25 protein-coding genes are annotated in these 24,882 nt (G+C 66.1%); 13 read left to right on the top strand and 12 right to left on the bottom strand.

Annotated elements, in window-relative coordinates; all coding sequences use genetic code 11:
• Positions 1-7: 7 nt before the first annotated feature.
• Positions 8-610 carry an ATP-dependent Clp protease proteolytic subunit gene (locus N4261_RS19220; protein ID WP_261756874.1) on the bottom strand — a complete coding sequence of 201 codons (603 nt, stop codon included), beginning with the start codon at positions 608-610 and terminating at the stop codon, positions 8-10.
• A 283-nt stretch (positions 611-893) separates the two neighbouring features.
• Here N4261_RS19220 and N4261_RS19215 point away from each other — a divergent pair, with 283 nt between their 5' ends.
• The gene (locus N4261_RS19215; protein ID WP_261756873.1) at positions 894-1,697 is read left to right on the top strand and encodes an RNA polymerase sigma factor; all 804 of its coding nucleotides are present in this window, start codon (positions 894-896) and stop codon (positions 1,695-1,697) included.
• 12 nt (positions 1,698-1,709) lie between these two features.
• Here N4261_RS19215 and N4261_RS19210 read toward each other — a convergent pair whose 3' ends face one another.
• The 4 genes from N4261_RS19210 to N4261_RS19195 all read right to left on the bottom strand — a co-directional run bounded on the left by N4261_RS19210 (position 1,710) and on the right by N4261_RS19195 (position 4,528).
• Positions 1,710-2,630: a M14 family metallopeptidase gene (locus tag N4261_RS19210; protein ID WP_261756872.1), complete on the bottom strand. Its 921-nt coding sequence runs from the start codon at positions 2,628-2,630 to the stop codon at positions 1,710-1,712.
• A 202-nt stretch (positions 2,631-2,832) separates the two neighbouring features.
• Complete coding sequence (locus tag N4261_RS19205) at positions 2,833-3,018, bottom strand: DUF3606 domain-containing protein (protein ID WP_261756871.1); 186 nt, start codon at positions 3,016-3,018, stop codon at positions 2,833-2,835.
• A 106-nt stretch (positions 3,019-3,124) separates the two neighbouring features.
• Positions 3,125-3,739, bottom strand: coding sequence for a Dps family protein (locus N4261_RS19200; protein WP_261756870.1), 615 nt, complete (start codon positions 3,737-3,739; stop codon positions 3,125-3,127).
• 156 nt (positions 3,740-3,895) lie between these two features.
• Positions 3,896-4,528, bottom strand: a complete 633-nt coding sequence (locus N4261_RS19195; RefSeq protein WP_261756869.1) for a TetR/AcrR family transcriptional regulator — start codon at positions 4,526-4,528, stop codon at positions 3,896-3,898.
• A gap of 90 nt (positions 4,529-4,618) precedes the next feature.
• Between N4261_RS19195 and N4261_RS19190 the strand changes: the two genes are divergently transcribed.
• The 3 genes from N4261_RS19190 to N4261_RS19180 are packed head-to-tail and all read left to right on the top strand — an operon-like array spanning position 4,619 to position 6,925.
• A complete protein-coding gene (locus N4261_RS19190; protein ID WP_261756868.1) occupies positions 4,619-5,530 on the top strand; it encodes an SDR family oxidoreductase in 912 nt (303 codons plus the stop codon).
• Positions 5,527-6,549, top strand: coding sequence for an alpha/beta hydrolase family protein (locus N4261_RS19185; RefSeq protein WP_261756867.1), 1,023 nt, complete (start codon positions 5,527-5,529; stop codon positions 6,547-6,549). The genes N4261_RS19190 and N4261_RS19185 overlap by 4 nt, the downstream gene beginning before the upstream one ends.
• A gap of 16 nt (positions 6,550-6,565) precedes the next feature.
• Positions 6,566-6,925 (top strand): hypothetical protein, encoded by a 360-nt coding sequence (locus N4261_RS19180; protein WP_261756866.1) that lies wholly within the window; start codon positions 6,566-6,568, stop codon positions 6,923-6,925.
• A gap of 338 nt (positions 6,926-7,263) precedes the next feature.
• On the opposite strand, the gene N4261_RS19175 is transcribed toward N4261_RS19180, so the two are convergent.
• Complete coding sequence (locus N4261_RS19175; RefSeq protein ID WP_261756865.1) at positions 7,264-8,454, bottom strand: GNAT family N-acetyltransferase; 1,191 nt, start codon at positions 8,452-8,454, stop codon at positions 7,264-7,266.
• Positions 8,455-8,555: 101 nt separating this feature from the next.
• On the opposite strand from N4261_RS19175, the gene N4261_RS19170 reads away from it, so the two are divergent.
• Positions 8,556-10,652, top strand: coding sequence for an NAD(+) synthase (locus N4261_RS19170; protein WP_261756864.1), 2,097 nt, complete (start codon positions 8,556-8,558; stop codon positions 10,650-10,652).
• A 135-nt stretch (positions 10,653-10,787) separates the two neighbouring features.
• Positions 10,788-11,126, top strand: coding sequence for a P-II family nitrogen regulator (locus N4261_RS19165; RefSeq protein WP_261756862.1), 339 nt, complete (start codon positions 10,788-10,790; stop codon positions 11,124-11,126).
• 178 nt (positions 11,127-11,304) lie between these two features.
• On the opposite strand, the gene N4261_RS19160 is transcribed toward N4261_RS19165, so the two are convergent.
• The 5 genes from N4261_RS19160 to N4261_RS19140 all read right to left on the bottom strand — a co-directional run bounded on the left by N4261_RS19160 (position 11,305) and on the right by N4261_RS19140 (position 14,149).
• Positions 11,305-11,688 carry a diacylglycerol kinase gene (locus N4261_RS19160; RefSeq protein WP_261756861.1) on the bottom strand — a complete coding sequence of 128 codons (384 nt, stop codon included), beginning with the start codon at positions 11,686-11,688 and terminating at the stop codon, positions 11,305-11,307.
• A gap of 66 nt (positions 11,689-11,754) precedes the next feature.
• Positions 11,755-12,276, bottom strand: a complete 522-nt coding sequence (locus N4261_RS19155; protein WP_261756860.1) for an RDD family protein — start codon at positions 12,274-12,276, stop codon at positions 11,755-11,757.
• 9 nt (positions 12,277-12,285) lie between these two features.
• The gene (locus N4261_RS19150) at positions 12,286-13,092 is read right to left on the bottom strand and encodes a DUF3106 domain-containing protein (protein ID WP_261756859.1); all 807 of its coding nucleotides are present in this window, start codon (positions 13,090-13,092) and stop codon (positions 12,286-12,288) included.
• Positions 13,089-13,586: a DUF3619 family protein gene (locus N4261_RS19145; protein WP_261756858.1), complete on the bottom strand. Its 498-nt coding sequence runs from the start codon at positions 13,584-13,586 to the stop codon at positions 13,089-13,091. The genes N4261_RS19150 and N4261_RS19145 overlap by 4 nt, the downstream gene beginning before the upstream one ends.
• Positions 13,583-14,149, bottom strand: a complete 567-nt coding sequence (locus N4261_RS19140) for an RNA polymerase sigma factor (protein WP_261760776.1) — start codon at positions 14,147-14,149, stop codon at positions 13,583-13,585. The genes N4261_RS19145 and N4261_RS19140 overlap by 4 nt, the downstream gene beginning before the upstream one ends.
• 267 nt (positions 14,150-14,416) lie before the next feature.
• On the opposite strand from N4261_RS19140, the gene N4261_RS19135 reads away from it, so the two are divergent.
• The 7 genes from N4261_RS19135 to pbpG all read left to right on the top strand — a co-directional run bounded on the left by N4261_RS19135 (position 14,417) and on the right by pbpG (position 23,999).
• The gene (locus tag N4261_RS19135; protein WP_261756857.1) at positions 14,417-16,210 is read left to right on the top strand and encodes an acetolactate synthase 3 catalytic subunit; all 1,794 of its coding nucleotides are present in this window, start codon (positions 14,417-14,419) and stop codon (positions 16,208-16,210) included.
• Positions 16,211-16,398: 188 nt separating this feature from the next.
• Positions 16,399-16,890, top strand: coding sequence for an acetolactate synthase small subunit (gene ilvN / locus N4261_RS19130; RefSeq protein ID WP_261756856.1), 492 nt, complete (start codon positions 16,399-16,401; stop codon positions 16,888-16,890).
• A gap of 137 nt (positions 16,891-17,027) precedes the next feature.
• On the top strand, positions 17,028-18,044 hold the full coding sequence (ilvC, locus tag N4261_RS19125; protein ID WP_261756855.1) for a ketol-acid reductoisomerase: 1,017 nt from the start codon (positions 17,028-17,030) through the stop codon (positions 18,042-18,044).
• Positions 18,045-18,290: 246 nt separating this feature from the next.
• The gene (pssA, locus tag N4261_RS19120; protein WP_261756854.1) at positions 18,291-19,136 is read left to right on the top strand and encodes a CDP-diacylglycerol--serine O-phosphatidyltransferase; all 846 of its coding nucleotides are present in this window, start codon (positions 18,291-18,293) and stop codon (positions 19,134-19,136) included.
• Positions 19,137-19,384: 248 nt separating this feature from the next.
• Entirely contained in the window at positions 19,385-21,070 is a 1,686-nt protein-coding gene (leuA, locus tag N4261_RS19115; protein WP_261756853.1) for a 2-isopropylmalate synthase, read from the top strand.
• 195 nt (positions 21,071-21,265) lie between these two features.
• Positions 21,266-22,807 (top strand): 2-isopropylmalate synthase, encoded by a 1,542-nt coding sequence (locus N4261_RS19110; protein WP_261756852.1) that lies wholly within the window; start codon positions 21,266-21,268, stop codon positions 22,805-22,807.
• Positions 22,808-22,913: 106 nt separating this feature from the next.
• A complete protein-coding gene (gene pbpG, locus N4261_RS19105) occupies positions 22,914-23,999 on the top strand; it encodes a D-alanyl-D-alanine endopeptidase (RefSeq protein ID WP_435531953.1) in 1,086 nt (361 codons plus the stop codon).
• A gap of 94 nt (positions 24,000-24,093) precedes the next feature.
• Here the strand turns inward: pbpG and N4261_RS19100 are convergent, their stop codons facing one another.
• Positions 24,094-24,861: an IclR family transcriptional regulator gene (locus N4261_RS19100; RefSeq protein ID WP_261756851.1), complete on the bottom strand. Its 768-nt coding sequence runs from the start codon at positions 24,859-24,861 to the stop codon at positions 24,094-24,096.
• Between the last annotated feature and the right edge of the window lie 21 nt (positions 24,862-24,882).

Here is a 24,882-nt window from a genome sequence, read left to right as displayed (position 1 = left end):
GTCGCGCTCAGGTGGGGCGGAGTTCCGTCTTCCGCTCGATGATGCGCGAGACCAGTCCGTACGCGACGGCTTCCTCGGCGGACAGCCAACGGTCGCGGCTGATGTCGTCCAGGACGATCTCCAGCGGCTTGCCGGTTTCCCGCGCGATGGTTCGGGCGATCCGTTCGCGCGCCTTGATGATCTCGCGGGCCTGGATGGCGATGTCGCTGGCGGGACCGCCGGCGCCGCCGCTGGGTTGGTGGATCAGGAAACGGGTGTTGGGCAGGCAATAGCGTCGCTCACGGGGCACCGCCAGGTACAGATGCGTGGCGGCGCTGCCGACCCAGCCGGTGCCGATCATGTTCACCGGCGCCGCGATGAAGCGCACGATGTCGTGGATCGCATCGCCGGATTCCAGATGGCCGCCCGGTGAGCTCACCAAGACGTCGATCGGATCCGCGCTGTCGGCATCCAGGGCAATCAGGCGGCGGGTGACGTCCGCAGCGGTGACTTCGGTCACCGTGCCGAAGATCAGCAGCGTACGGGCCTTGAAGGCCTTCTCTTCCAGGTAGGAGGTGCGCGGCTCGGTGGCGCTGGACGGCGCCGTCGGCGCAGGGGTGGGGGTTTCCATTCAGGGGGTCCTTGGGGTTGAACGTCTGCCTTGACGAACGAGAGTGCCCCGGTGTGACACGCCTGCTGCGCATTCTTTCAATCGAGACTTCCCGACGCACAAGCCAACGCCCAACGCCCAACGCCCAACGCCCAACGCCCAACGCCTAACGCCTAACGCCCAACGCCTAACGCCTAACGCTCGCTTCCCGCTTCCCGCTTCCCATTCCCCTCGGTCACGCATCGTTCAGGCGCTACGCCACTGGGCAGTGCCTTGCCCACGCGCCTTGTGGCAAGCTCCGCCCATGCCTGACGACCTGACACCGCTCCTCATGGACGCCAACCACCGCGCCCTGGTGCGTGCCGCCGCCCGGCTCTTGGGACCGATGGACGCCGAGGATGCGGTTCAGGATGCCTACGTCCGCAGCCTGGAGTCGGCACCGGAGGGTGTCCATGTTGCGCAGGCCTGGCTGCTGACGGTCGTCCGTCACTTGGCGGTGGACCGGCTGCGACGCCGCCAGTGGATGCAGCAGTGGTCGATGTCGGCGGATGGCCAGGGGCATGAGGGGATGGCACCCTCGGCCGAGCAAGAGGCGGCCGTGTCGCAGGCGGCCCGGCAGGCGCTGCGGTGGCTGGCGGCGACACTCGCTCCGGAGGACGGCGCGGCGCTGTTGCTGCGCGAGGTGTTCGAGATCGAGCATGCCGAAATTGCGCACGCCACCGGCCGCACCGAAGCGGCGAGCCGTCAACAACTCAGGCGTGCGCTGCTGCGCGTGCAGCAGGGTGCGGACGGCGCGCTGGCCCGGGCTGACAAGGCGCTCGATGCCGGCGAGGAGACGGTATTCCGCCTGTTTGCGCAGGCCCTGATCCAGCGCGATCCGCAGTCGCTATGGGCCATGCTGACCCAGCGTCCGGTCCGGATGCAGTGGGCGCGGGCGTTGGCCGGGCGGGAAGATGCTGCGGCGTCGCCCGCATCGCCGACGACCGGGTGCGGCGTGATGCAGATCGGCGCTCAGTTGGGTCTGGTGCTGACCCTGGACGGGGTCACGCTGTGCGTGCTGCCGCTGGGCGTGCGGCCACAGGCTGAGGCGGACGCGGTGTTGGCGTAAGGCCCGCTGCGCTCACGCGTGGGCCAGGGCGAAGTCGAGCGCGGCCCGCACGGCGGTCACCTGTGCCTTCACGCATTCCTGCGGGGAGGTGCGTGGGCTGTCCGGATAGACCTCGGTGGTGGTGGAGAAGGTCGCGCCGGTGAAGCCTTCGCACAGGCCGGACTGCCGCACCGGAAACGAGATGATGCCCTTGGCGACGACCGGACAGCCGATGATCTGACCGGCGGCGTCGGGCGGTGCAATGTGGGTCACCTGCTCGACCGCGGCGATGACCGCCTCATGGAAGTCACGCCGGAAACCCTCGCTGTTGCCCACCAGGTAGAAGCCGTCCGGAATCGAATCGCGTTGGGGCTGGCCGCCATCGCGGGCGGCCTTGGCGGGATCGAACTCGCTGGCGTCGGTGTCGGTGGTCTCGTGCAGATCGATGTGCAGCAGGAACTGGCCGAGGTAGGGCGTGCCCAGGGCGATCAGGGCGCTGGCTTCTTCCGACTCACGGCTGGCGCCGAACTGACGATTGGGATCGATGGCGTGATAGTTCCAGCGGCAGATGCGCTCATACGCCCACGGGCTCACGCACGGCGCGATCAGCAGGTTCACACGGTCCTCGTAAGCGGCGGCATGCGATTCGGCGAACTCGAGCGCGCCCAGCACGCCGCTGGTCTCGTAGCCATGCACGCCGCCGGTGACCAGGGCCACCGGCAGGTCCGCACGCCAAGGGCGGGACTTCAGCGCCATCAACGCAAAGTCGTCAGGCCCATAGCGGAGTTGGCCATAGCGGACGACCTCAAACCGATCGGCCATGGCATCGACACGGGCCACGACGTCCTCGTCGTAACGTCGTGAACGCACCTGCCGCTCGCGCCAGGCGGTGCGCTCAGGCTCACCCCAGGGCACGCCGGGAGTACCAATCGGATAGAAGCGGGGAAGGGTCATGAGGGCTCTCGCAGATGAGCGTCGGCCAGGCGGGCCCTGCGTCGCTGCAGGACCGATGCGGTCGACAGTGGCTGCCATTAGAGCGCAGGTCTGCATCGCGCGCAGTGGGGCTGTGCGACGGCCATGCGACCGTGGTGCGACCGTGGTGCGACCGTGATGCTGCCGTGACTTCAGGTCGCGCGGTCAGCTCGGCCGGCGCCGCTCACTGCGCGGCGTTCTTCAAATGCGCTTGCACGGCGGCGGCGCTGTTGCCCACGGCCTGGACCGCCGCTTCGAGCTGCTCCGCGGTCACGCCGAATTTCGAGCTCCAGTAGCGGACCTCGTAGTCTTCGCTGAGGTTGATTCGGCTGCGGTCCTGGTTGCCGGTCTTCGTCTTGTCGTCACTCACGTCGGTCTCCTCGGGACGGGATCTAACCAAGGGCGGCGAGCCCCTTCCCAAGTGCGTTGCGGCGCGAGGGAAGGGGCTGGCGGCGAGCGCGTTGGCGCGGCCGGCGTCAGATCGGCGAAGCCGCCACCAGATGCTCGGACAGGAACCACACCTGCAGCTCGTTGGTCCGCACCACGTCGCTGACCAGCAGGTCATCGGTGCCCGCGTCGCCGGCATCGCTGGCCTTTTCGGCATGCTCGCGGGCATAGGTCAGGATCATGGTGTGCGCCTCGATCAGCCGGCTGAGCTGGACGGTGGCGGGTTCGCGACCGCGGGGCGGGCGAGGAATGCGGGTCTCTTCGGCAATGTCCGGCGCCATGGCCAGGGCGACACCGCCGAGGATCTGGATGCGCTCGGCCAGCAGGTCGACGAGTTCGACCTGGGCTTCGAAATGCTTGTCGAACAGCAGATGCAGCTGGTTGAAGGTGGGGCCGACCACCTGCCAGTGATGCTTCTTGTACATGTCGCGCAGGGTGATGGTGTCGGCCAGCACCTGGTTGAGCGAGGCCACGCTCTTCTTCACCACGGCTTCCGAGAGGCCGTGCGGCATCTTGACCACGTCGCCATAACGCTGGGTCTCCTGCGACTGCCCTTGAGGCGATTTGCTGATGGTGGGCGTGGTGGCGGCGTGCGCGGCATCGACGCGGCCAGTCTTCGGCGAGGACTTCTTCTTCGTAGCCATGCGGATCTCCAAATCGGGAGGAAAGGTGACCGCTGGTAGGGCAAGCCTCGCTCCTGGCCTCGGCACTGGGCATCACTGCGCCGACCTCACGGCCTGAAGTTGACAGCGCTGACCTCACAGCGCCGACCTCACAGCGCCGACTTCACAGCTCGGCCGTCACAGCTCCGACTTCAAGCTCTCGAAGGTCTCGCGAAGCAACTTGGCCATCGGCTTGCGAGGACTGGGCAGCTCATTCCAGGTCTGGGTGGTCAGTCGCATGGCGCCCATCGACACCATGGCCACCAAGCGCAGCGCCGGGCGCCGCTCGGGTTGGCGCCACACCTCGCAGAGCTTGCCGAAGAGCGCCTGCTCCTGCTCGCCGTAGAAGGCCTGCTTGCGCGACATGAGGGTGGGGCTGGACCGCATCAGGGTGTCGATGGCCACCATCTCCTCGGTCGTGTAGCGGGCCATGTGCTTGACCATGATGTCTCGCACCGCCTGCAGCGGGGAGGCGTCCGGCGACGTCTTCAGCACGTCGTCGTAGATGGCGCGCCAGTGGGCGTCCTGCCAGAACAGCAGGATGTCGTCCTTGGACTTGAAGTAGGAGAAGAAGGTGCGTCGGGAAATGCCCGATGCCTCGGCGATGACGTCCAGCGTGGTGCCGTCGAAGCCATCGCTGAGGAACAGGCGCAGGGCGGTCTCGGCAATGCGGATGCGCGTCTCGCGACGCTTGCGCGCTCTCAGGCCTTCAGACGACGCATCGTCGGAGTCATCGGCGATGGAGGGGGCGGGGGAGGGAAGTTCCGACATGACGAAGGGTCTTGCGTGAACGCACCGAGTGCACTATAAACTGCACTCGGTGCAAAAATTAATGCACCTAGTTTACCTTGGTGGTTCATCATGGCTCATTGGACAGTGTCTGACATCCCCTCTCAAATCGGCCGCACGGCCGTCGTCACCGGGACTGGGGGCCTCGGGTTTCACGATGCATTGGCGCTGGCTCGTGCCGGCGCGCAGGTGGTCATTGCAGGAAGGAATGCGACGAAGGGGGCGGCGGCGGTGGACGCCATCCGGCGCAGTGTTCCCGGCAGCGAGGTGAGCTTCGAGGCTCTGGATCTGGCCGATCTGGTCAGCATCGAACGGTTCGCGACCCGGCTCGCCGGATCGCGCGGGTCGGTGGACCTGCTGATCAACAACGCCGCCGTGATGACGCCACCGCGACGCGAGCGCACCGCCGACGGTTTTGAGCTGCAGTTCGGCACCAACTACCTCGGCCACTTTGCACTGACCGCGCGCCTGCTGCCGCTGCTGCGCCGGGGCCGCGATCCGCGGGTGGTGACCCTCTCCAGCGTGGCCGCCCGCTCCGGCGCGCTGCACTTTGACGATCTGCAGTCCGATCGGCGCTACCAGCCGATGGCCGCCTATGGCCAGTCCAAGCTGGCCTGTCTGATGTTCGCCTTCGAGCTGCAACGTGTGAGCGAAGCCAATGGATGGGGCGTGCAGAGCATCGCCGCGCATCCCGGCATCGCGCGCACCGATCTGCTGCCCAATGGCGCGGGTCCTGGCAGCGCGCCGGCCTTGATCCGCCGCTTCCTGTGGTTCCTGTTCCAGCCGGCCGCGCAGGGCGCGCTGCCTACCTTGTTCGCGGCCACCGCCCCGCAGGCCAAGGGCGGCCTGTACTACGGGCCGGACCGCCTGGGCGAGACCCGCGGTCATCCGACCATGGCCCGGGTGCCGACGCAGGCCTTGAACAAGCGCGATGCCAAGCGGCTCTGGGTGGAGTCCGAGCGGCTGACGGGAGTCCGGTTTTGAGGCCCGGAGCGTCGGAGGCGGGGCCGGTCTCCAACGTGCGTCGCCGGCAGTTGAGTGCGCTGCTGCTGGCTGCGGCGCTGCCGCTGCCTCGCGCGGTGCGGGCACAGGCTGAGCGGCCGCGATACCGCGTCATCGACTTCGACTGGGTGGATGCGGCGCGGGCGCGGGCCGTCCCGTCTCGGCTGTACTGGCCGGACGCCCCAGCGAACGCGTCGGTACCGCTGGTGGTGTTCTCGCACGGCATCGGGGGGTCTCGCCAGGGCTACAGCTACCTGGGCAAGCATTGGTCGTCGCATGGTGTGGCCAGTCTCCACGTCCAGCACATCGGCAGCGATGCAGCCGTCTGGCGCGGCAACCCGTTCGGGGTGGTGGGGCGGCTGCAGGCGGCGGCCCAGGAAAGCGAAGCCATCGCTCGCGCGGCCGATGTGCGCTTCGCCCTGGACCAGATGCTCTCCGCGCAGACCGGGGCGTGGGGTGCGGCAGTGGACCCGCGCAGGCTGGTGGCCGCAGGTCATTCGTATGGCGCCAACACGACCTTGCTGTCGATTGGCGCGCAGGTGATGAGGCAGGGCCGATTGGTCAACTGCCAGGATCCCCGCTTCGCTGCGGCGGTCGTCATCTCTGCGCCGCCGTTCTATGGCGAGACCGATCTGGCTGCGGTGCTGAGTCCGGTGTCCATCCCGACGCTGCATGTCACCGCCACCGACGACGTGATCGAGATTCCCGGCTATCGCTCGGGCGCGGCCGACCGTTTGGCCGTGTTCGATGCCGTGGGCGACCCGCGCAAGCTGCTCGCGGTGTTCCGCGGCGGCTCCCACAGCATCTTCACCGACCGCTCTCTGACCGGTGGCGCCACCTTGAATCCTCAGGTCAAGTCGGCCACCGCGGACCTGGCGCTGGCGTTCCTGGATCTGACTTTCCGAGACGACAGCGCAGCGCTCAGCGAATGGCGGCAGACGTGGCAGCCCATTCTGTCGCGGGCGCCCGCCACCCGCTTCGCCTCGAGCGTCCACGCATGAATGGCCATCAACCCTCATGAACAAATATCTGATCTACGCCACGTATGGCTGGCTGGCGCTGAGCGGGACCCTGCACTTCCTCGTGGACGTCGTCTCTCACGTTGTCCGAGGAAAGCATCCGCCGGGTCCGGAGACGACGCTGTATTACGGCCTGCATACCGCGTTCTCGCTGGGCCAGGTGGCGTTCGGCCTATTGGGTCTGCTGCTCGCTTGGCGCGCCATGCCGCTCGTGGCGGATCACTCGGTGCTGGCGCTCACGCTGCTGGCGGGCCTGGGGTGGTGGGCCATCACCTTCTTGTTCATGCCGTACTGGGAGCCCAAGCTCAATCTGGGGATCTTTTGCGCGCTGGCCTTGGCAGCGTGGGTGACGCGTTGAGTGCTCCTGAATAGACTGCATGAGCTTCCGCAAAACTTGTTCCCGCCATTGGGGCCGCGGCCACCGGAAAACAAATCGCACTCGGACGTTCGGTGCATGCCAACGTCTACAGGCCCATCGATTGGGCGGCGGATGATCCGGTGCTGGCAGCCATCAAGAACGGTGCTCGCGTCGACTTGATGGAAGCCATTCGTGCCAAGGCCCCCTGAATACGATGCCCTGCTGAAGATCGGCAGTTTCAAGCCTGCAGTTGCCAGCAGGGCGTCCATCCAGCAGTTCCTCCGAACGGCCGATGAAATGGCTGCTGCGGCGTCTCTGCCAATGGCGCCATCGGCACGCTACCCCGGCTCACCCTTGAACGGCTGATGCCGCTCCAGCTCATCGATGTATTCCTCCATCGCCTCGCCCTCCCGCGCGAGGAAGTCGGCCACGGCCTCCCGGAACTGCGGATGCGCCAGCCAATGCGATGAATGGGTGGCCACCGGCAGCAGACCGCGCGCCATCTTGTGCTCGCCCTGCGCGCCGCCTTCAAATCGCATCCATCCGTTCTGCAGACACCAGGCGAGCGGCTGGTAGTAGCACGCGTCAAAGTGCAGATTGGGGATGTAGCGGATCGACCCCCAGTAGCGGCCATAGGCCGCCTTGAGTGCCGCATCAATCGCAATGAGCGAGGCCGCGACCCGTTCACCCTGCGCGTCCCGGGCGATGAACATGACCCAGTGGGCGGGCAGGTCCTGCGCCATGCGGGTGAAGAACTCGCGCTTCAGGTAGGGCTTATTGCGGTGCGCGAGGTAGGTGAGCGTGTAGCACTGGTAGAAAAAGTCCCAGTCGTCCTCGCTGATCTCGGCACCGCGCAGGGTCTCGAAACGGATGCCGGCGTCCGCCACCCGGCGCTGCTCCTGCTGGATCTTCTTGCGCTTCTCGCGCTGCAGCGTCTGCAGGTAATCGGCGAAGCTGCGCGGTTGGCCGTCGCCGGTCCAGTGGAATTGCACCTGCTGTCGCGCGAGCCAACCGTCAGCGGCCATGGCGCGTTGGTCCTGCGCATCGCCAAAGAGCACATGCACCGACGACGCCTCCAGCCGCTGCGACAACGCGCGCAAGCCCTTGACCAGCCAGCTGCGGGCCTCGTCGTCGCGCGCCAGCAGGCGACTGCCAGGGACCGGCGTGAACGGCACGGCCACCAGCAGCTTGGGGTAGTAGTCCAGGCCGTTGCGCTGGTAGGCGTCGGCCCAGGCCCAGTCGAAGACATATTCGCCGTAGGAGTGGCCCTTCAGATAGGCCGGGCAGGCGGCGATCAGCTCGTCGCCCTCCCAGACGCTCAGGAATTGCGCCTGCCAGCCGGTCTTGGGCACCGCGGATCCTGAGGACTGCATCGCTTCCAGATACTCCAGCCGCATGAACGGCGAGGGCAGCGGCGATTGCGCCAGCAAGGCATTCCAGGCCTCGCGAGGCAAGGCGGAGGGATCGTCATCGACGCGGATGAGCGGCTGCGTCGAGGCGGACGGATGGGGGGCGGCGGGTGCGGTCATGCGTGCCGAAATCTTAGAGGCAAGCGCAAATCCCGCGCCGAAGCCGCGCTTTCGGCGGTCGGGCGGTCGGCCCGGCCTGCTTTGATGGCAGGATTCGGCCCATGCAAGCCAAGCCCTTCATCACCGGGACCGCGCCGGGACGGTCCTTCGACAATCTCTACAACCACGACTTCGCGCGCATCGCCGTCGGCGTGCCGCTGTGTCGGGTCGCCGATCCCGCCTTCAACGGCGCGCAGACCGCCGAATTGTTGCGCCAGGCCGCCGCGCAAGGCGCCGCGGTGGCGGCCTTCCCGGAGCTCGGGCTGGCGGCCTACACCAGCGACGATCTCTTCCATCAGCGCGCACTGCTCGACGGCTGCGAAGCCGCATTGGCGGCGTTGCTTGAAGAAACGCGCAGCATGGCAACGGTCGCCATCGTCGGCGCGCCGCTGCGGATCGAGCATCGTCTGTTCAACTGCGCGGTGGTGATGCAGCGCGGACGACTGCTGGCCGTGATGCCCAAGAGCTACCTGCCCAACTACGGCGAGTTCTACGAGGCCCGGCAGTTCAACGCCGCAGACGAAGCCCTGAGCGACGAGATCACGCTGCTCGGCCAGCGGGTGGCCTTCGGCACCCGGCTGGTGGTCGCGGCCAGCGATCAGCCGCTGCTGCGACTGCATGTGGAAATCTGCGAGGACGTGTGGACGCCGATCCCGCCCTCCTGCTACGGCGCCCTGGCCGGCGCGACGGTGCTGGTGAATCTCTCCGCGTCGAATGTGACGATCGGCAAATCGGGCTATCGGCATCAACTGGTGGCGCAGCAGTCCGCGCGCTGCCTGGCGGCCTATGTCTACACCTCGGCCGGCGCCGGGGAATCCAGCACCGATCTGGCCTGGGACGGCCAGGCGCTGATCTATGAAAACGGCGGCCTGTTGTCGGAAGCCGAGCGCTTCCAGCGCCGCTCCCAGCTGATCGTGGCCGATGTGGACCTGGAACGACTGTCCCGCGAGCGGATGCGGCAGACCAGCTTCGGCGACTCGGTGCGGCACCATGCCGCGCTGCTGAGGGAGTTCCGCACCGTCGAGTTCGAGCTGGGCCTGGACCGCAGCCAGCCGCTGGCGCTGCAGCGTCGCATCGAGCGGTTCCCGTATGTGCCCTCGGACCGCGGACGACGCGACGAGCGCTGCCTGGAGGTCTTCAACATCCAGGTGCAGGCGCTGGTCCAGCGGCTGGTGTCCAGCGGCATCCAGAAGCTGGTCATCGGCATTTCCGGTGGGCTGGATTCCACCCATGCACTGCTGGTGGCCGCGCGGGCCATGGACCAGATGGGCCTGCCGCGCAGCCATCTGCTGGGCGTGACCATGCCCGGCTTTGCGACCAGCACCCGCACACGCGACCAGGCGCTGCGGCTGATGCAGGCGATCGGCTGCGACGCGCGGGAGATCGACATCCGTCCCAGCTGCGAGCAGATGCTCAAGGACCTCGGCCATCCGTACGCCCAGGGCGAGCCGGTCTACGACGTGACCTTCGAGAACGTGCAGGCCGGCGAGCGCACCAGTCACCTGTTCCGACTGGCCAACCACACCGGCGCCTTGGTGCTGGGCACCGGCGACCTGAGCGAACTGGCGCTGGGTTGGTGCACCTACGGCGTCGGGGACCACATGTCCCACTACAACGTCAACGCCTCGGTGCCGAAGACGCTGATCCAATACCTGGTGCGCTGGGTGGCGGAGACCGAGCAACTGGGCCCGCAGGGCCGCGCGGTGTTGCTGGACATCCTGGCCACCGAGATCAGCCCGGAGCTGGTGCCGCAGGACGCGAAGTCCCCTGCCGGCACCGCCCCGGCGCTGCAGAGCACCGAAGCCCACATCGGCCGCTACGAGCTGCAGGATTTCAATCTCTACTACACCCTGCGCCATGGCTACGCGCCGGACAAGATCGCCTTCCTGGCGCGCCACGCCTGGGGCGACCGCACGCGAGGGGATTGGCCGGACGGCGACCATGTCCAGCGCAACGACCATTCGCTGGCGGAGATCAAGCGGGTGTTGCGGATCTTCGTGCAGCGCTTCTTCCGCGGCAGCCAGTTCAAGCGCAGTTGCGTGCCGAATGGTCCGAAGGTCGGCAGCGGTGGGTCGCTCTCGCCGCGCGGCGACTGGCGCGCGCCCAGCGACTCGGAGGCCACCGTGTGGCTGGCCGCGTTAGACCGCATTCCGGATTGAGGGTGGACGTTCCGAGGTGCGCAGACACCGCGCCTCCGGTCCGGCCATAGGGGGAGTCCGCATTCGCGTCCGCATCGGGCGCCGCATCCGTGCTTAAATCACGTCAATCTTTGTCACATTTCGCCGGAGTCCGCGATGAAACAGATCACCGCCATCATCAAACCGTTCAAGCTCGACGAAGTCCGTGAAGCCCTGGCCGAAGTCGGCGCCTCCGGGCTCACCGTGACCGAGGTCAAGGGATTCGGTCGCCAGAAGGGCCACACCGAGCTCTATCGCGGCGCCGAGTACGTGGTCGACTTCCTGCCCAAGGTGAAGGTCGAGGTGGTGGTCAAGGACGACGAGGTCGATCGCAGCATCGACGCCATCCTCAAGGCCGCCAAGACCGGCAAGATCGGTGACGGCAAGATCTTCGTCACGGCCGTCGAGCAGGTCATCCGTATCCGCACGGGCGAGCAGGACGAAGCCGCCGTCTGAGTCGGACGGTGGACCGGCGGCATCAAGCAGCCGGTTCTGGCGCGAGAGGCGTGCGGCCGGTATCGGCCCGAGCTTGCGCAGCATCAATGAAAAGGGCGGGACGCTGGAAGGCGTCCCGCCCTTTTTTCGACTGTTGTTGCGGCTTGCGGCTTGCGCCTTGCGGCGTGAGCGGGCAGCGCTACAGCGGCAGATGCTGCCAGAGCGCCGCGCCCCAGATGCCCGCGCACAGCAGCAGGGCCAGCAGCACGGCGGCGCTGGCGATGTCCTTGGCCCGCTTGGACAGATCGTGCAGTTCAAAGGAGACGCGGTCGATCGCGGCCTCCACCGCCGAATTCAGCAGTTCGACGATCAGCAGCAGGATCAACGACCCCAGCAGCAGCGCCACCTGCACCCAGTCGCGACCCAGCCAGAAGGCCAGCGGCGTGGCGACGATGGTCAGCCAGACTTCCTGACGGAAAGCGCTCTCGCCGCTGTAGGCCGCACGCAGACCGGCCCAGGAATAGCCAGCCGCATGCAGGATGCGGTTCAGGCCGGTGCGGCCCTTGTGAGGATTGCTGGTCATGGAGAGATCGTCGCTCAGGCGGGCGGAGAAGGAAGCGGTCCGGTCAGCGGGCGCGTGCGGACAGGCTCAGGCCTTGCTCGCGCGCGGCACCGGACGCTGGGTGATGAGGCGCGTGCCGCAGATCAGGTCGTGCAGGAACTGCCGCTGCGGATTCAGACGCGCGAGCAGCAGGTAGCCGAAGATGCCTGCCAAGAGGGCGCCCACGATCGCGCCCCCGCTGTGTTGCAGATCCAGCAGGTACACGCTGAGCAGCGCCGGCAGGAACCACAGCCAGGACAGCAGGTAGCGCACCAGCGCGCGGGGCTGGGTCAGCGGCTGGCCCTGCTGGTCGACCACCCGCAGATGCCACGCCTTCATCGCCACGGTCTGGCCGCCGCGGGACCAGAACCAGCTGAAGTACACACCCAGCACCAGGAACAGAAAAGCCTGCAGCCCGTGCTGGCCGTCCAGCGCATTGCGCTGCTGGGTAAGGGTGGAATAGAGCCAGCCGGCGATGAACACCACGCCGAACAACAGGACGCCTTCATAGAGGAAAGCCGCCATCCGCCGCATCAGGCCGGGCGGTGCATCGTCGCGAACCAGAGTCATCGCAGCAGTTTAGCGGCTGGCGCCCTTGGGAAGAGGCAGCAAGGTGTGCGGGTCGAGGCCCGCCTCGCGCGGTGATCGCAGGCGGAGTACGGCGCCGCCGGCGGCGCTCGCGCTGGTCAGCGCCGGCTCGGCCCGCTGGGTGAGCAGGACGGTGGTGGCACCGGGGCGGGCCTGGACCACGGTCGGACCGGTGCTGTTGACGGTGAGCGGGGCACGCTGGATCGGGGCCAGCGGCGGACGATGCTTGGCCCGCGCAGCAGGGGCTTCGGCGGACATCTTTTCCGATGCCCGCTCCGACGCCTTTTCAGCCGCTCGCTCGGCGCGATCGGCCAATTCCTGGCGTTTTTCGGGCGGGAGTGCCCGGTAGGCTTCCCACTTGGCCTGCAGCCGTGACTGCTGATCCTCGCCGCGCAGCTCGCTGGCGCGCTGGTAGCCGATGCGCGCCTTCTGGCGCTCGGTCGGCGACATGCGGGTCCATTCGACCATGCGTTCGCGCAGCCGCTGCTGATGCTCGTCGGAGAGTTTCGGGTAGCGGGCCGCGATCTCCAGCCACTTGCCCTTCAGGGCGCTGTCGAGCTGGTCCCATTCCCGAGATAGAGGCGCGAGCGCGTCCTTCTGGGCGGGTGTCAGCGAGGCCCAGTTGGGACTGAGGGCCAGGGCGGCGGCGCCGGTCGGCGCCACGGGCGCCGGCGCGGAGGAGGCCCCGGCCTGCGCCGAAACAGAGGCCGCCAAGGCGACGCCCGCGCCGAAGAGCGCCGTTTGACGGAGCAGGGAACGAAGGGTCGGGCGCCAGGCCATCGACAGGCTTGCGCTCACTCTTTGGACTCTTCCGCGTTGGCGTCGACCGGATTGTTCGGGTCGTTCGGGTTCTCGCTCAGGTATTCGCGGAAGCCCGGATCGCTGTAGGCGGCCGGCGGGAGCGGCTTGGACAGCATTTCGGTGTCGAGCTCTGCGGCGCTGCGGATCTGCTCATACCACTGGCTGTGCTGGATCAGCAGCAGCCCGCCCAGCAGCAGCGCCAGCGGCAGCAGGGCGGCGGCCTTGAGCCAGCGCGGTGTCTTTTCGCCGCCGCCCAGGGCCAGGGTGCCGCCGCCGGTGGCGTGGGCCGTGGTCTGGGTCGCGGGTTGGGCGGCGCGGGCCAGTTGCGCCTTCGCGAGCGCTTGCTCACGCGCGAAGCGCAGGCGCTCCTGGATGTCGCCCGCCAGGGAGTCGCTGTGTTCGGTCAGTCCGGCGGCTACCCGCAGGCCGAAACGGGCCACGCGCGCGTCCAACTCCTGGTGGAGCTGCGTCGGAGGCGAGTTCTTGTTCATAGCGTGATTCCCTTGGCTTTGAGCGTTTTGGCCAGTGCATGCACCGCCCGCGAGCAGTGTGTCTTGACACTTCCCTCCGAGCAACCCATGACAGCGGCCGTCTCCGCGACGTCGAGTTCTTCCCAATAACGCAGCAAAAAGGCTTCTCGTTGACGCGCCGGCAGTGCGGCGACCTCAACTTCGATCAATCCGAGCACTTGGGTGCGGGAAACCTCGTCCGCCGCAGAGAGGGCGCCCATCGCGCCCTCCTGGGTTTCGAGGGTTTCCAGCAGGTCGAAATCCTCGCCCGGGTCGCCGCCTTCGAAATCCGACAGGTTGCTGAACACCGCATTGCGTGTCTTCTGCCGGCGGAACCAGTCCATGGTCGCGTTCGACAGAATCCGCTGGAACAACAGCGGCAGCTCGGCCGCCGGGCGGTCGAAATACTTCTCGGCCAAGCGAATCATGGCGTCCTGGACAATGTCCAGCGCCGCGTCCTCGTCTCGCACCAGATAGACGGTGCGCTTGAAGGCGCGCTTGTCCACCGTTCTGAGAAATTCGTTGAGTTCTTTGTCTGTGGCCAAGGGCTGTCGCCGGGAGGCGGTCGGGCGGGCGAAATCGGGCGGGATTATGGCATTGCCCATGGCCGTCGGGCGGCCCGGTTGGCGCATTTCGCCGCCCCTTCGGGTTTGCATGCATAATCGCCGATTCGTACAACGCAGTATGGTCTCAAGCTGGCCGCCCGACCCGGGCCGCCCTGTTTTTGACGCGACGTTCCGAATCCGCTTCACAAGAGTGAGAGGAGGAGCACCGATGGTTTTTCGTCAGAGAAATTCTCAGAGGTTCGACATATGGACATGTCTGCCGCGGACATCAAACGTGCAGCGATCACGGAAGCTCGCTCACAACCGCACCCCCATTCCGGCTCCTCACAGGAGCTCAACGGTTCCGAAATCCTGGTCCAGAGCCTTCAAGCCGAAGGTGTGAAATATCTCTGGGGCTATCCAGGCGGCGCCGTTCTCTACATCTACGACGCGCTCTACAAGCAAGACGCCATTCATCACGTCCTGGTTCGACATGAACAGGCGGCGGTGCATGCGGCGGACGGCTATGCCCGCGCCACCGGCGAGGTCGGCGTGGCGCTGGTCACGTCCGGTCCGGGCGTCACGAATGCCATCACCGGCATCGCGACCGCGTACATGGATTCCATCCCGATGGTGATCATCACCGGACAGGTGCCCACGCCGGCGATTGGCCTGGACGCCTTCCAGGAATGCGACACCGTCGGCATCACCCGCCCCATCGTCAAGCACAACTTCCTGGTCAAGGATGTGCGCGACCTGGCGATGACGCTCAAGAAGGCGTTCCACATCGCCCGCACCGGCCGTCCCGGCCCGGTGGTGGTGGACATCCCGAAGGATGTCTCGCTCAACCGCACCGCGTTCCACTATCCGGAGCGGGTGGAGATGCGCTCCTACAACCCGGTGAAGAAGGGCCACAGCGGTCAGATCCGCAAGGCGGTCCAGCTGCTGATGGGGGCCAAGCGTCCCTATATCTATACCGGCGGCGGCGTGATCCTGGGCGAGGCCACGGCGGAACTGCGCCAGCTGATCGACCTGATCGGCTATCCCTGCACCAACACGCTGATGGGTCTGGGCGCGATGCCCGGCACCGATCCGCGCTTCCTGGGCATGCTGGGCATGCACGGCACCTACGAGGCCAACATGACCATGCAGCACTGCGATGTGCTGCTGGCCGTGGGCGCGCGCTTCGACGACCGCGTCATCGGCAATCCCAAGCACTTCGCCTCGGTGGATCGCAAGATCATCCATGTGGACATCGACCCCTCGTCGATCTCCAAGCGGGTGCGGGTGGACATCCCGATCGTGGGCGACGTCAAGGACGTGCTGCAGGAGCTGATCTCCCAGATCAAGGAATCGCAGGCGCGTCCGGATGGCGAGGCGCTGAATGCCTGGTGGTCCCAGATCAACGACTGGCGCAAGCGCGACTGCCTGACCTACAAGCAGTCCACCGAGGTGATCAAACCGCAGTCGGTCATCGAGACGCTGTGGAACCTCACCCGCGACAGCGACGCCTACATCACCTCCGATGTGGGTCAGCACCAGATGTGGGCGGCGCAGTTCTACCGCTTCAACGAGCCGCGGCGCTGGATCAACTCCGGCGGCCTGGGCACGATGGGCGTAGGCCTGCCCTATGCGATGGGCATCAAGCTGGCCAAGCCGGAGTCGGATGTGTTTTGCATCACCGGCGAGGGCTCGATCCAGATGAACATCCAGGAGCTCTCCACCTGTCAGCAGTACAAGACCCCTGTGAAAGTGGTCTCGCTGAACAACCGCTACCTGGGCATGGTGCGGCAGTGGCAGGAGCTGGACTACGGCAAGCGCTACTCGCACAGCTACATGGATGCGCTGCCCGACTTCGTCAAGCTGGCGGAGGCCTACGGCCATGTGGGCCTGCTGGTCGAAAAGCCCTCGGACGTGGAGCCTGCGCTGCGGGAGGCCATCCGGCTGAAGGATCGCACCGTCTTCCTGGATGTGCGAACCGACCCGACCGAGAACGTCTGGCCGATGGTCCAGGCGGGCAAGGGTATTTCCGAGATGCTGCTCGGCTCCGAAGACCTCTGACCCCGATGACGGCCTGAAGCGGCTCAGCGTCCGGCGCGTTACCGCGCGCGGGGCGACTGGCCGGCGGAAGGTCCGATTCGCCAGAGCGGCACGGAAATCACCGAGCGCATCATTTCCCCATCGAAGAGCGTGGCCAAGGGCTGCCCGGTTACCGCCGGCAGTCTGAAGAGCGCGAAGGACGAGACCCCATGAAACACATCATTGCTTTGCTCATCGAGAACGAGCCGGGCGCGCTGTCGCGCGTCGTGGCGCTGTTCTCCGCCCGGGGCTACAACATCGAGAGCCTGACGGTGGCGCCCACCGAGGATGCCTCGCTGTCGCGCATGACCATCGTGACCAGCGGCAGCGACGACATCATCGAGCAGATCACCAAGCACCTGAACCGGTTGATCGAGGTCGTGAAGGTGGTGGATCTGACCGAGGGCCGCTACATCGAGCGCGAACTCATGCTGATCAAGGTGAGGGCCGTCGGCAAGGAGCGCGAGGAAATGAAGCGCACCGCCGACATCTTCCGCGGCCGGGTCATCGACGTCACCGAGAAGACCTACACCATCGAGCTGACCGGCGACACCGGCAAGCTGGACGCCTTCATCGATGCGCTCGATCGTGCGTCCATCCTCGAGACGGTGCGCACCGGTGCCAGCGGCATCGGCCGCGGCGAGCGCATTCTCCGGATCTGAGCGGCCCGCCGGCTGTCGCAGATCTGCAGGCTTTCACGATTTCGTACCCACAACGGGCCGGCGGGCGTCCGATTCATCACTGACCCCGTTCGCCGCCCACCCATCCACCTGAACTGATTTTCCCCGGAGAGACCACCATGAACGTGTACTACGACAAGGACGCCGACCTCAGCCTCATCAAGGGCAAGAACGTCACCATCATCGGCTACGGCTCGCAAGGCCATGCCCATGCCCAGAACCTGAACGAGAGCGGCGTGAAGGTCACCGTGGGTCTGCGCCGCGGCGGCGCGTCCTGGTCCAAGGCCGAAGGCGCGGGCCTGAAGGTCGCGGAGATCGCCGACGCGGTCAAGGCCGCGGACGTGGTCATGATCCTGCTGCCCGATGAGCAGATCGCCGACGTCTACAAGAAAGAAGTGGAACCCCACATCAAGCAAGGTGCGTCGCTGGCCTTCGCCCATGGCTTCAATGTCCATTACGGCCAGGTGCAGCCGCGTGACGACCTGGATGTGTGGATGGTCGCGCCCAAGGCCCCGGGCCACACCGTGCGCAACACTTACAAGCAGGGCGGCGGCGTGCCGCACCTGATCGCCGTCTATGCCGACAAGACCGGCAAGGCGCGTGATCTGGCCCTGAGCTACGCCGCAGCCAACGGCGGCGGCAAGGCCGGCATCATCCAGACCAGCTTCCGTGAAGAGACCGAGACCGACCTGTTCGGCGAGCAGGCCGTGCTGTGCGGCGGCGCGGTGGAACTGATCAAGGCGGGCTTCGAGACGCTGACCGAAGCCGGCTACGCGCCCGAAATGGCCTACTTCGAGTGCCTGCACGAGCTCAAGCTGATCGTCGACCTGATCTATGAGGGCGGCATCGGCAACATGAACTACTCGATCTCCAACAATGCGGAGTACGGCGAGTATGTGACCGGCCCGCGCGTGGTGACCTCGGCCACCAAGGACGCGATGCGTCAGTGCCTGAAGGACATCCAGACCGGTGAATATGCCAAGAGCTTCATCCTGGAGAACAAGGCCGGCGCACCGACCCTGATCAGCCGCCGTCGCCTGACCGCCGAGCACCCGATCGAACAGGTCGGCGAGCAACTGCGCGCGATGATGCCCTGGATCAAGGCCAACAAGCTGGTCGACAAGTCCAAGAACTGATCGCTGCAGCGACCCGCCAACGCCCCGTCGCACCCCCGTGCGGCGGGGCGTTGTTGCATCAGGTGTGAGCGATTGTTGGATGAGGCCAAGTGCCCCGAGTGGATCACCGGCGAGGGGCGCTGCGCCACAAGGCCGCTACGGCGCCCGCACAATTGCTCTGCAGTGCGGTTTCCTGCCGGATCGGCGCTTGCGGGGCGGTGCCCGCCGGCCGCGCCGGGCGGTAGGGCTGAGTTATTCTCCGACCCCATGAATTCACCCGAGAACAAGAACGCGGACCTGCTCGACGAGGACGAGTCCGATCTGATCGAGCCGCAGCGCCCGCGCCGCAAGGGCATCTATCTGTTGCCCAACCTGTTCACGCTGGCGGCGCTGTTCAGTGGCTTCTATGCCATCGTGATGGCGATCAGCGGTCGATTCGAGCAGTCGGCCTACGGCATCTTCGCCGCCATGGTGCTGGACAGCCTGGACGGGCGCGTCGCCCGCATGACCAACACCCAGAGCACCTTCGGCGAGCAGATGGACAGCCTGTCGGACATGGTGAGCTTCGGTGCGGCGCCGGCGCTGATCATGTATTCCTGGGCGCTGCAGGGGCTGGGTCGCTGGGGCTGGTTTGCCGCCTTCGTCTACATCGCTGGCGCGGCGCTGCGTCTGGCGCGCTTCAACACCAACCTCGGGGTGGTGGACCGGCGCTTCTTCCAGGGCGTGCCCAGCCCGGCCGCGGCGGCCTTGGTCGTGGGCCTGATCTGGGTGATGGACGACGCCGGCTTCAAGGACGTCTACAAGGATCCGCAACTGGCCTGGGTGGCGTTCGGCTTCACCCTGTATGCCGGTTTGACGATGGTGACCAACGCGCCGTTCTACAGCTTCAAGGACATCAGCTTCAAGCGCTCGGTGCCGTTCATCGTCATTGTGGCGATTGCGCTGGGGATTGCGGTGATCAACCTGCATCCGCCCTCGGTGCTGTTTGCCGTCTTCTGTCTGTATGGCGTGTCGGGCTATGTGGTCTATGCAGTCAAGCGGGCCAAAGGCAAGCCGGTGAGCATGATCGCCACCTCGACCGACGAGCCCGATGAAGCCGGCCTTCACCGATAGCGAACGCTTCTCGCGCGCTGCATGCGACCGGCGCGTTGACGTGACCGGCGCTGGGCGCCTATATTCAACCGCTATGACGTCCCCGGCCCGAATTGCGCTGCTACTACCAGGTGACCTACGGGTTCGCTAGATCGCGCACGTCTGTCCTTTCGACGTTCTCCCCAGATCCAACGGCCCGAATGCAACCCGCAGCGGGCCGTTTGTCATTTCAGAGCTGCGAGTTGCGAACCTGAATCACAGGAACGCCCATGTTGAAGCAACCGCATCTCAAGTACCGAGCTTTCGCCCCGATCTCCCTGCCGGACCGCCGCTGGCCCGGCGTGCAGATCACGCAAGCGCCGCTCTGGCTCAGTACCGATCTGCGGGACGGCAACCAGGCCCTGATCGAGCCGATGGATCCGGAGCGCAAGCTGCGGATGTTCCAGATGCTGGTCAAGATCGGCTTCAAGGAGATCGAGGTCGGTTTCCCCTCCGCCTCGCAGACCGACTTCGATTTCGTCCGCATGCTGATCGAAGACGGTCAGATCCCGGACGACGTCACCATCCAGGTCCTGACCCAGGCGCGGCAGCCGCTGATCGAGCGCACCTTCGAGTCGCTGGTCGGTGCGAAGCGAGCGGTGGTCCATCTCTACAACGCAGTCGCCCCGGTGATGCGCCGCGTGGTGCTGGGCATGACCGAAGACCAGATCGTCGACCTGGCCGTGACCCACACCGCGATGATTCGCGAGATGGCGGCGCGGCAGCCCGAGACCGATTTCCGCTTCGAGTATTCGCCCGAGATGTTCTCCGGCACCGAACTGGCGTTCTCCAAGCGCGTGGTGGATGCGGTCACCGAGGCCTGGGGCCCGACGCCCGAGCGCAAGATCATCATCAACCTGCCGACCACGGTCGAGCATTCCACGCCGAATGTCTTTGCCGACATGGTCGAGTGGATGCACCGCCACATCGAGCGCCGCGAGTCGGTGATCCTGTCGGTCCATCCGCACAATGACCGGGGCACCGGCACGGCCGCGGCCGAGCTGGCCCTGATGGCGGGTGCCGATCGCATCGAGGGTTGTTTGTTCGGCAACGGCGAGCGCACCGGCAATCTGGATCTGGTCAACATCGCGCTGAACCTCTATACCCAGGGCGTGCCGCCCGGTCTGGATTTCTCCGACATCGATGAGGTGCGCCGCTGTGTCGAGCATTGCAACCAGTTGCCGGTGCATCCGCGTCATCCGTATGTGGGTGAGCTGGTCTACACCTCGTTCTCGGGCTCGCACCAGGACGCCATCAAAAAGGCCTTCTCAGCCCGCAAGGAGGGCGACATCTGGGAGATCCCCTATCTGCCCATCGATCCCAAGGACCTCGGCCGCAGCTATGAAGCGGTGATCCGGGTGAACAGCCAGTCCGGCAAGGGCGGCATTTCCTATCTGCTGGAGTCGGAATACGGCATTGAAATGCCGCGCCGCCTGCAGATCGAATTCAGCCAGATCGTCCAGGGCGTGATGGACACCCACGGCAAGGAGCTGGGCGCGGCCGACCTCTGGCAGATCTTCGATCGCGAATATGGCGTCAAGCAGGCGCCGGCGCTGCAGCCGCAGATCGGCACGGCCGAGGATGGTCAGACGACAGTCCAGGCCCAGGCCGACCTGTGCGTGCGCATGATCAAGGTGGACGGGCAGGGCCGCGGGCCGATCGATGCCTTCGTCGAGGGCCTGAACAAGCAGCTGCAGACCCAGGTGCGGGTGCTGGACTACCACGAGCATGCGCTGGGCAGCGGTGCGGACGCGCAGGCGGTGGCCTATCTGGAGCTGCGCGTCGGCGAGGCGACCTTGTTCGGTGTGGGCATGGACAGCAACATCGCGTCCGCCTCGCTGAAGGCGATCGTGTCCGGTCTGCGCCGCGCGGCGCAGCGTGGTGTGCTCAAGCTCGTGCGCCTGCAGACCGTCTGATCCGACGGCGGGGCGACGGATCGGCGGCAGAATCGAGCCCAGCCGCCGTTCCCATCCCCATCCGTCGCTCAGTCCAGAAACCCTGCGCAGCAACCAGGCGCTGACACCCGTGCCGACAGCCATGCCGACACACCGCCGCGGCGCGAGTCCCTGACCCGCCTGTCGCGCACGCCACCGATTGAAGGAAGCCCGTTCATGTCCGACGCACTCATCATCTTCGACACCACCCTGCGCGACGGTGAACAATCGCCCGGAGCGTCCATGACCAAGGACGAAAAGCTGCGTATCGCGCGGCAACTCGAGCGATTGAAGGTGGACGTGATCGAGGCCGGCTTCGCTGCCGCCAGCCATGGGGACTTCGAGGCGGTGCGCGCGATCGCGGAGGCCATCCGCGACAGCACCGTCTGCTCGCTGGCCCGCGCCAATGACCGCGACATCGCCCGCGCCGCCGAAGCGCTCAAGGGCGCGGCGCGGTCCCGCATCCACACCTTCATTGCGACCAGCGAGCTCCACATGGAGAAGAAGCTGCGCATGACCCGTGACCAGGTGCTGGAGCAGGCCACCCAATCGGTGCGCTTCGCCCGCAATCTGACTGATGACATCGAGTTCTCTCCCGAGGACGGCTACCGCTCCGACCCGGACTTCCTGGCCCGGGTCGTGGAGGCGGTGATCCGCGAAGGGGCGCGCACGATCAACATTCCGGACACCGTGGGTTATGCCATTCCCGAGCTGTACGGCGAATTCATCCGGCGGCTGCGGGAGCGGGTGCCCAATGCCGACCAGGCGATCTGGTCGGTGCACTGTCACAACGACCTCGGCATGGCGGTGGCCAATTCGCTGGCTGGTGTGAAGATCGGCGGCGCGCGGCAGATCGAGTGCACCATCAACGGCCTGGGCGAGCGCGCTGGCAACTGCTCGCTGGAGGAAGTGGTGATGGCGGTGAAGACCCGCCGCGATTATTTCGGCTTGGATGTCCGCATCGATGCCAGCCAGATCGTGCCGGCCTCCCGCCTGGTGTCGCAGACCACCGGCTTCGTGGTGCAGCCCAACAAGGCGGTGGTCGGTGCCAATGCCTTCGCCCATGCGTCCGGCATCCATCAGGACGGCGTGCTCAAGGCGCGGGACACCTACGAAATCATGCGGGCCGAGGACGTCGGCTGGAGCGCCAACAAGATCGTGCTGGGCAAGCTCTCGGGTCGCAATGCCTTCAAGCAGCGCCTGCAGGAGCTGGGCGTGCAACTGGAGTCCGAGGCCGAAATCAATGCCGCCTTCCAGCGCTTCAAGGACCTGGCCGATCGCAAGGCGGAGATCTTTGATGAAGACATCATCGCGCTGGTGATGGATGACTCGGTCAGCCAGGAACAGGAACATTTCCGGCTGGTGGCGCTGGCCCAGCGCTCGGAAATGGGCGAGCGGCCGCAGGCCGAGGTGGTGTTCGCCGCTGGCGACACCGAACACCGTACGGAAAGCGATGGCAACGGTCCGGTCGATGCCGTGCTCAAGGCAATCGAGAGCAAAGTGCAAAGTGGTGCCGAATTGCTGCTGTATTCGGTGAACGCCATCACCAGCGGGAGTACAGAATCGCAAGGCGAAGTCACGGTGCGTTTGCAGCATGCCGGGCGAGTAGTGAACGGGGTCGGGGCAGATCCCGATATCGTTGTCGCTTCCGCCAAAGCATATTTAAGTGCTTTGAACAAGCTGCAGAGCAAGACTGAGCGGGTCGCGGCCCAGGGTTGAGAAGGTCCTGAGGACTGGTTCACTTTAAAAAAGTGAACTAAGTCCTTGATCTGCTTGCCGCTCTCGCTGCGATCTTCTAAACTCGCGCCCATATTTGGGGACCGGATTGAAGACCATTGCGACATTGCTGTCAGGTGCCGCTCTGAGCGGTGCCATGCTCCTGGCCGGGCTGACCGTCAGCCTGCTTCCGACCCACTCGGCGCAGGCAGCGACCGCCGCATCGGCCAAAGCCAAGGCCAAAGCTACCTCGGTGCGCAAGGCCAAACCGGCCCCGCGCTCGCCGCGCAAGGTGGCCGCTCGGGCCGCGGTGCGGGAGATCGTGCCGGCCAAGCCGTCCTTCGGTCAGATGTACGGCCTGCACGACACCGAAGACCCGCTCGACCTCAAGTCCAGCGTCGCGCTGGTGCTGGACCAGGACACCAACGAGGTTCTGTTCTCGAAGAATCCCCAGGCGGTGCTGCCGATCGCCTCCATCACCAAGCTGATGACGGCGCTGCTGGTGGTCGAGGCCAACCAGTCGCTGGACGAAAAGATCACCATCTCTGACGAAGACAAGGACACCGAGAAGTTCACCGGTTCCCGTCTGGCCGTCGGCACCACGCTGACCCGCGGCGAACTGCTGCATCTGGCGTTGATGTCCTCGGAGAACCGGGCCGCCCATGCGTTGGGCCGCAACTATCCGGGCGGTCTGGAAGCGTTTGTGGGCGCGATGAACCTCAAGGCGCATGCGCTGGGCATGGTCGACACTCACTATGTCGAGCCCACCGGCCTGTCCAGCCGCAACCAGTCCAGCGCCAAGGACCTGGCCATGCTGGTGAAGACGGCGCATCAATTCCCGCTCATCCGTGAGTTGTCCACCTCCACCGAATACACGGTGGCACTGGGTCGTCGCCTGGTGCGCTTCGGCACCACCAACGGCCTGGTGAAGAAGGCGGACTGGGACATCGGCCTGCAAAAAACCGGCTTCATCAACGAGGCGGGTCAATGCCTGGTGATGCAGGCCCAGATGGCGGGTCGCAAGCTGATCATGGTGTTCCTGGATTCGGCCGGCAAGTACTCGCGCATCGGCGATGCCGAGCGGGTGCGCAAATGGCTGATGAGCAACAGCTCGCCGATCGTGCCGCCAGCGGCAACCGCCACCGCGACGGCTGCTGCCGCCACGGCCACCGCCGCGACGGTGCTGATCAAGTAATCAGTCCGGTGCCGGCCCGTCGGGTCCGGCCGCTCAATGACAAAGCGGGCCTCGGCCCGCTTTTGCATTTTCTGAACCGAACGCGCTGGGCGTGTCAGCCGCGGAAGCCTAGCGAGGTCGAAATCCGCGTCGCGGTCTCCTTCAGGCGCGGCAGCCAGCCTTCCTCCAGCCGATCGGCCGGGGCCGAGATCGACAGCCCGGCCACCAGCTTGCCTTGGTCGTCATAGATGCCGGCGGCCATGCAGCGCACGCCCAGCTCCAGTTCCTCATCGTCGCGCGCCACGCCGCGCTGGCGCACCAGTGCCATTTCGCGCTCCAACTGGCCGATCTCGGTCAGGCTGTTGCGGGTGTGGCCGGACAGGCCGGTGCGGGTCGCATAGGCGCGCACCCGCTGCGCATCGTCGCTGGCCAGGAAGAGCTTGCCGACCGAGGTCAGATGCAGCGGCGCCCGGCCGCCGACCGCGCGAACCACCTGCATCCCGGAGCGCTCGCTGTAGGTGCGCTCGATGTAGACGATCTCATCGCCCTGACGCACCGACAGGTTGACCGGTTGGTGGGTCAGCTTGTGCAGCTCGCGCATCGGGCCGATCGCGGCCTCGCGGACATCCAGTCGGGCCTTGACCAGGTTGCCCAGCTCCAGCAGTCGCATGCCCAGCCGATAGCTGCCCGCTTCAGGGCGATCCACATAGCGGCCCAGCGCCAGGTCGTTGAGGATGCGGTGGGCGGTCGAGGGATGCAGGCCGGTGGTCTCGCTGATGACTTTCAGCGAGACCGGATCCTGATGCTGCGCGAGCACATCGAGCAGCGCAAAGGTGCGCTCCAGGACCTGGATGGCGGGGGACTGCATCTCCTTGGATTTCATGCGAACGATTGTGAAGGATTT

The sequence above is a fragment of the Roseateles amylovorans genome (genome assembly GCF_025398155.2).
GTDB lineage: Bacteria > Pseudomonadota > Gammaproteobacteria > Burkholderiales > Burkholderiaceae_C > Roseateles > Roseateles amylovorans.
The sequence above is the reverse complement of the archived record's forward strand: the minus strand, read 5'-3'. Positions and strand labels throughout refer to the sequence as shown.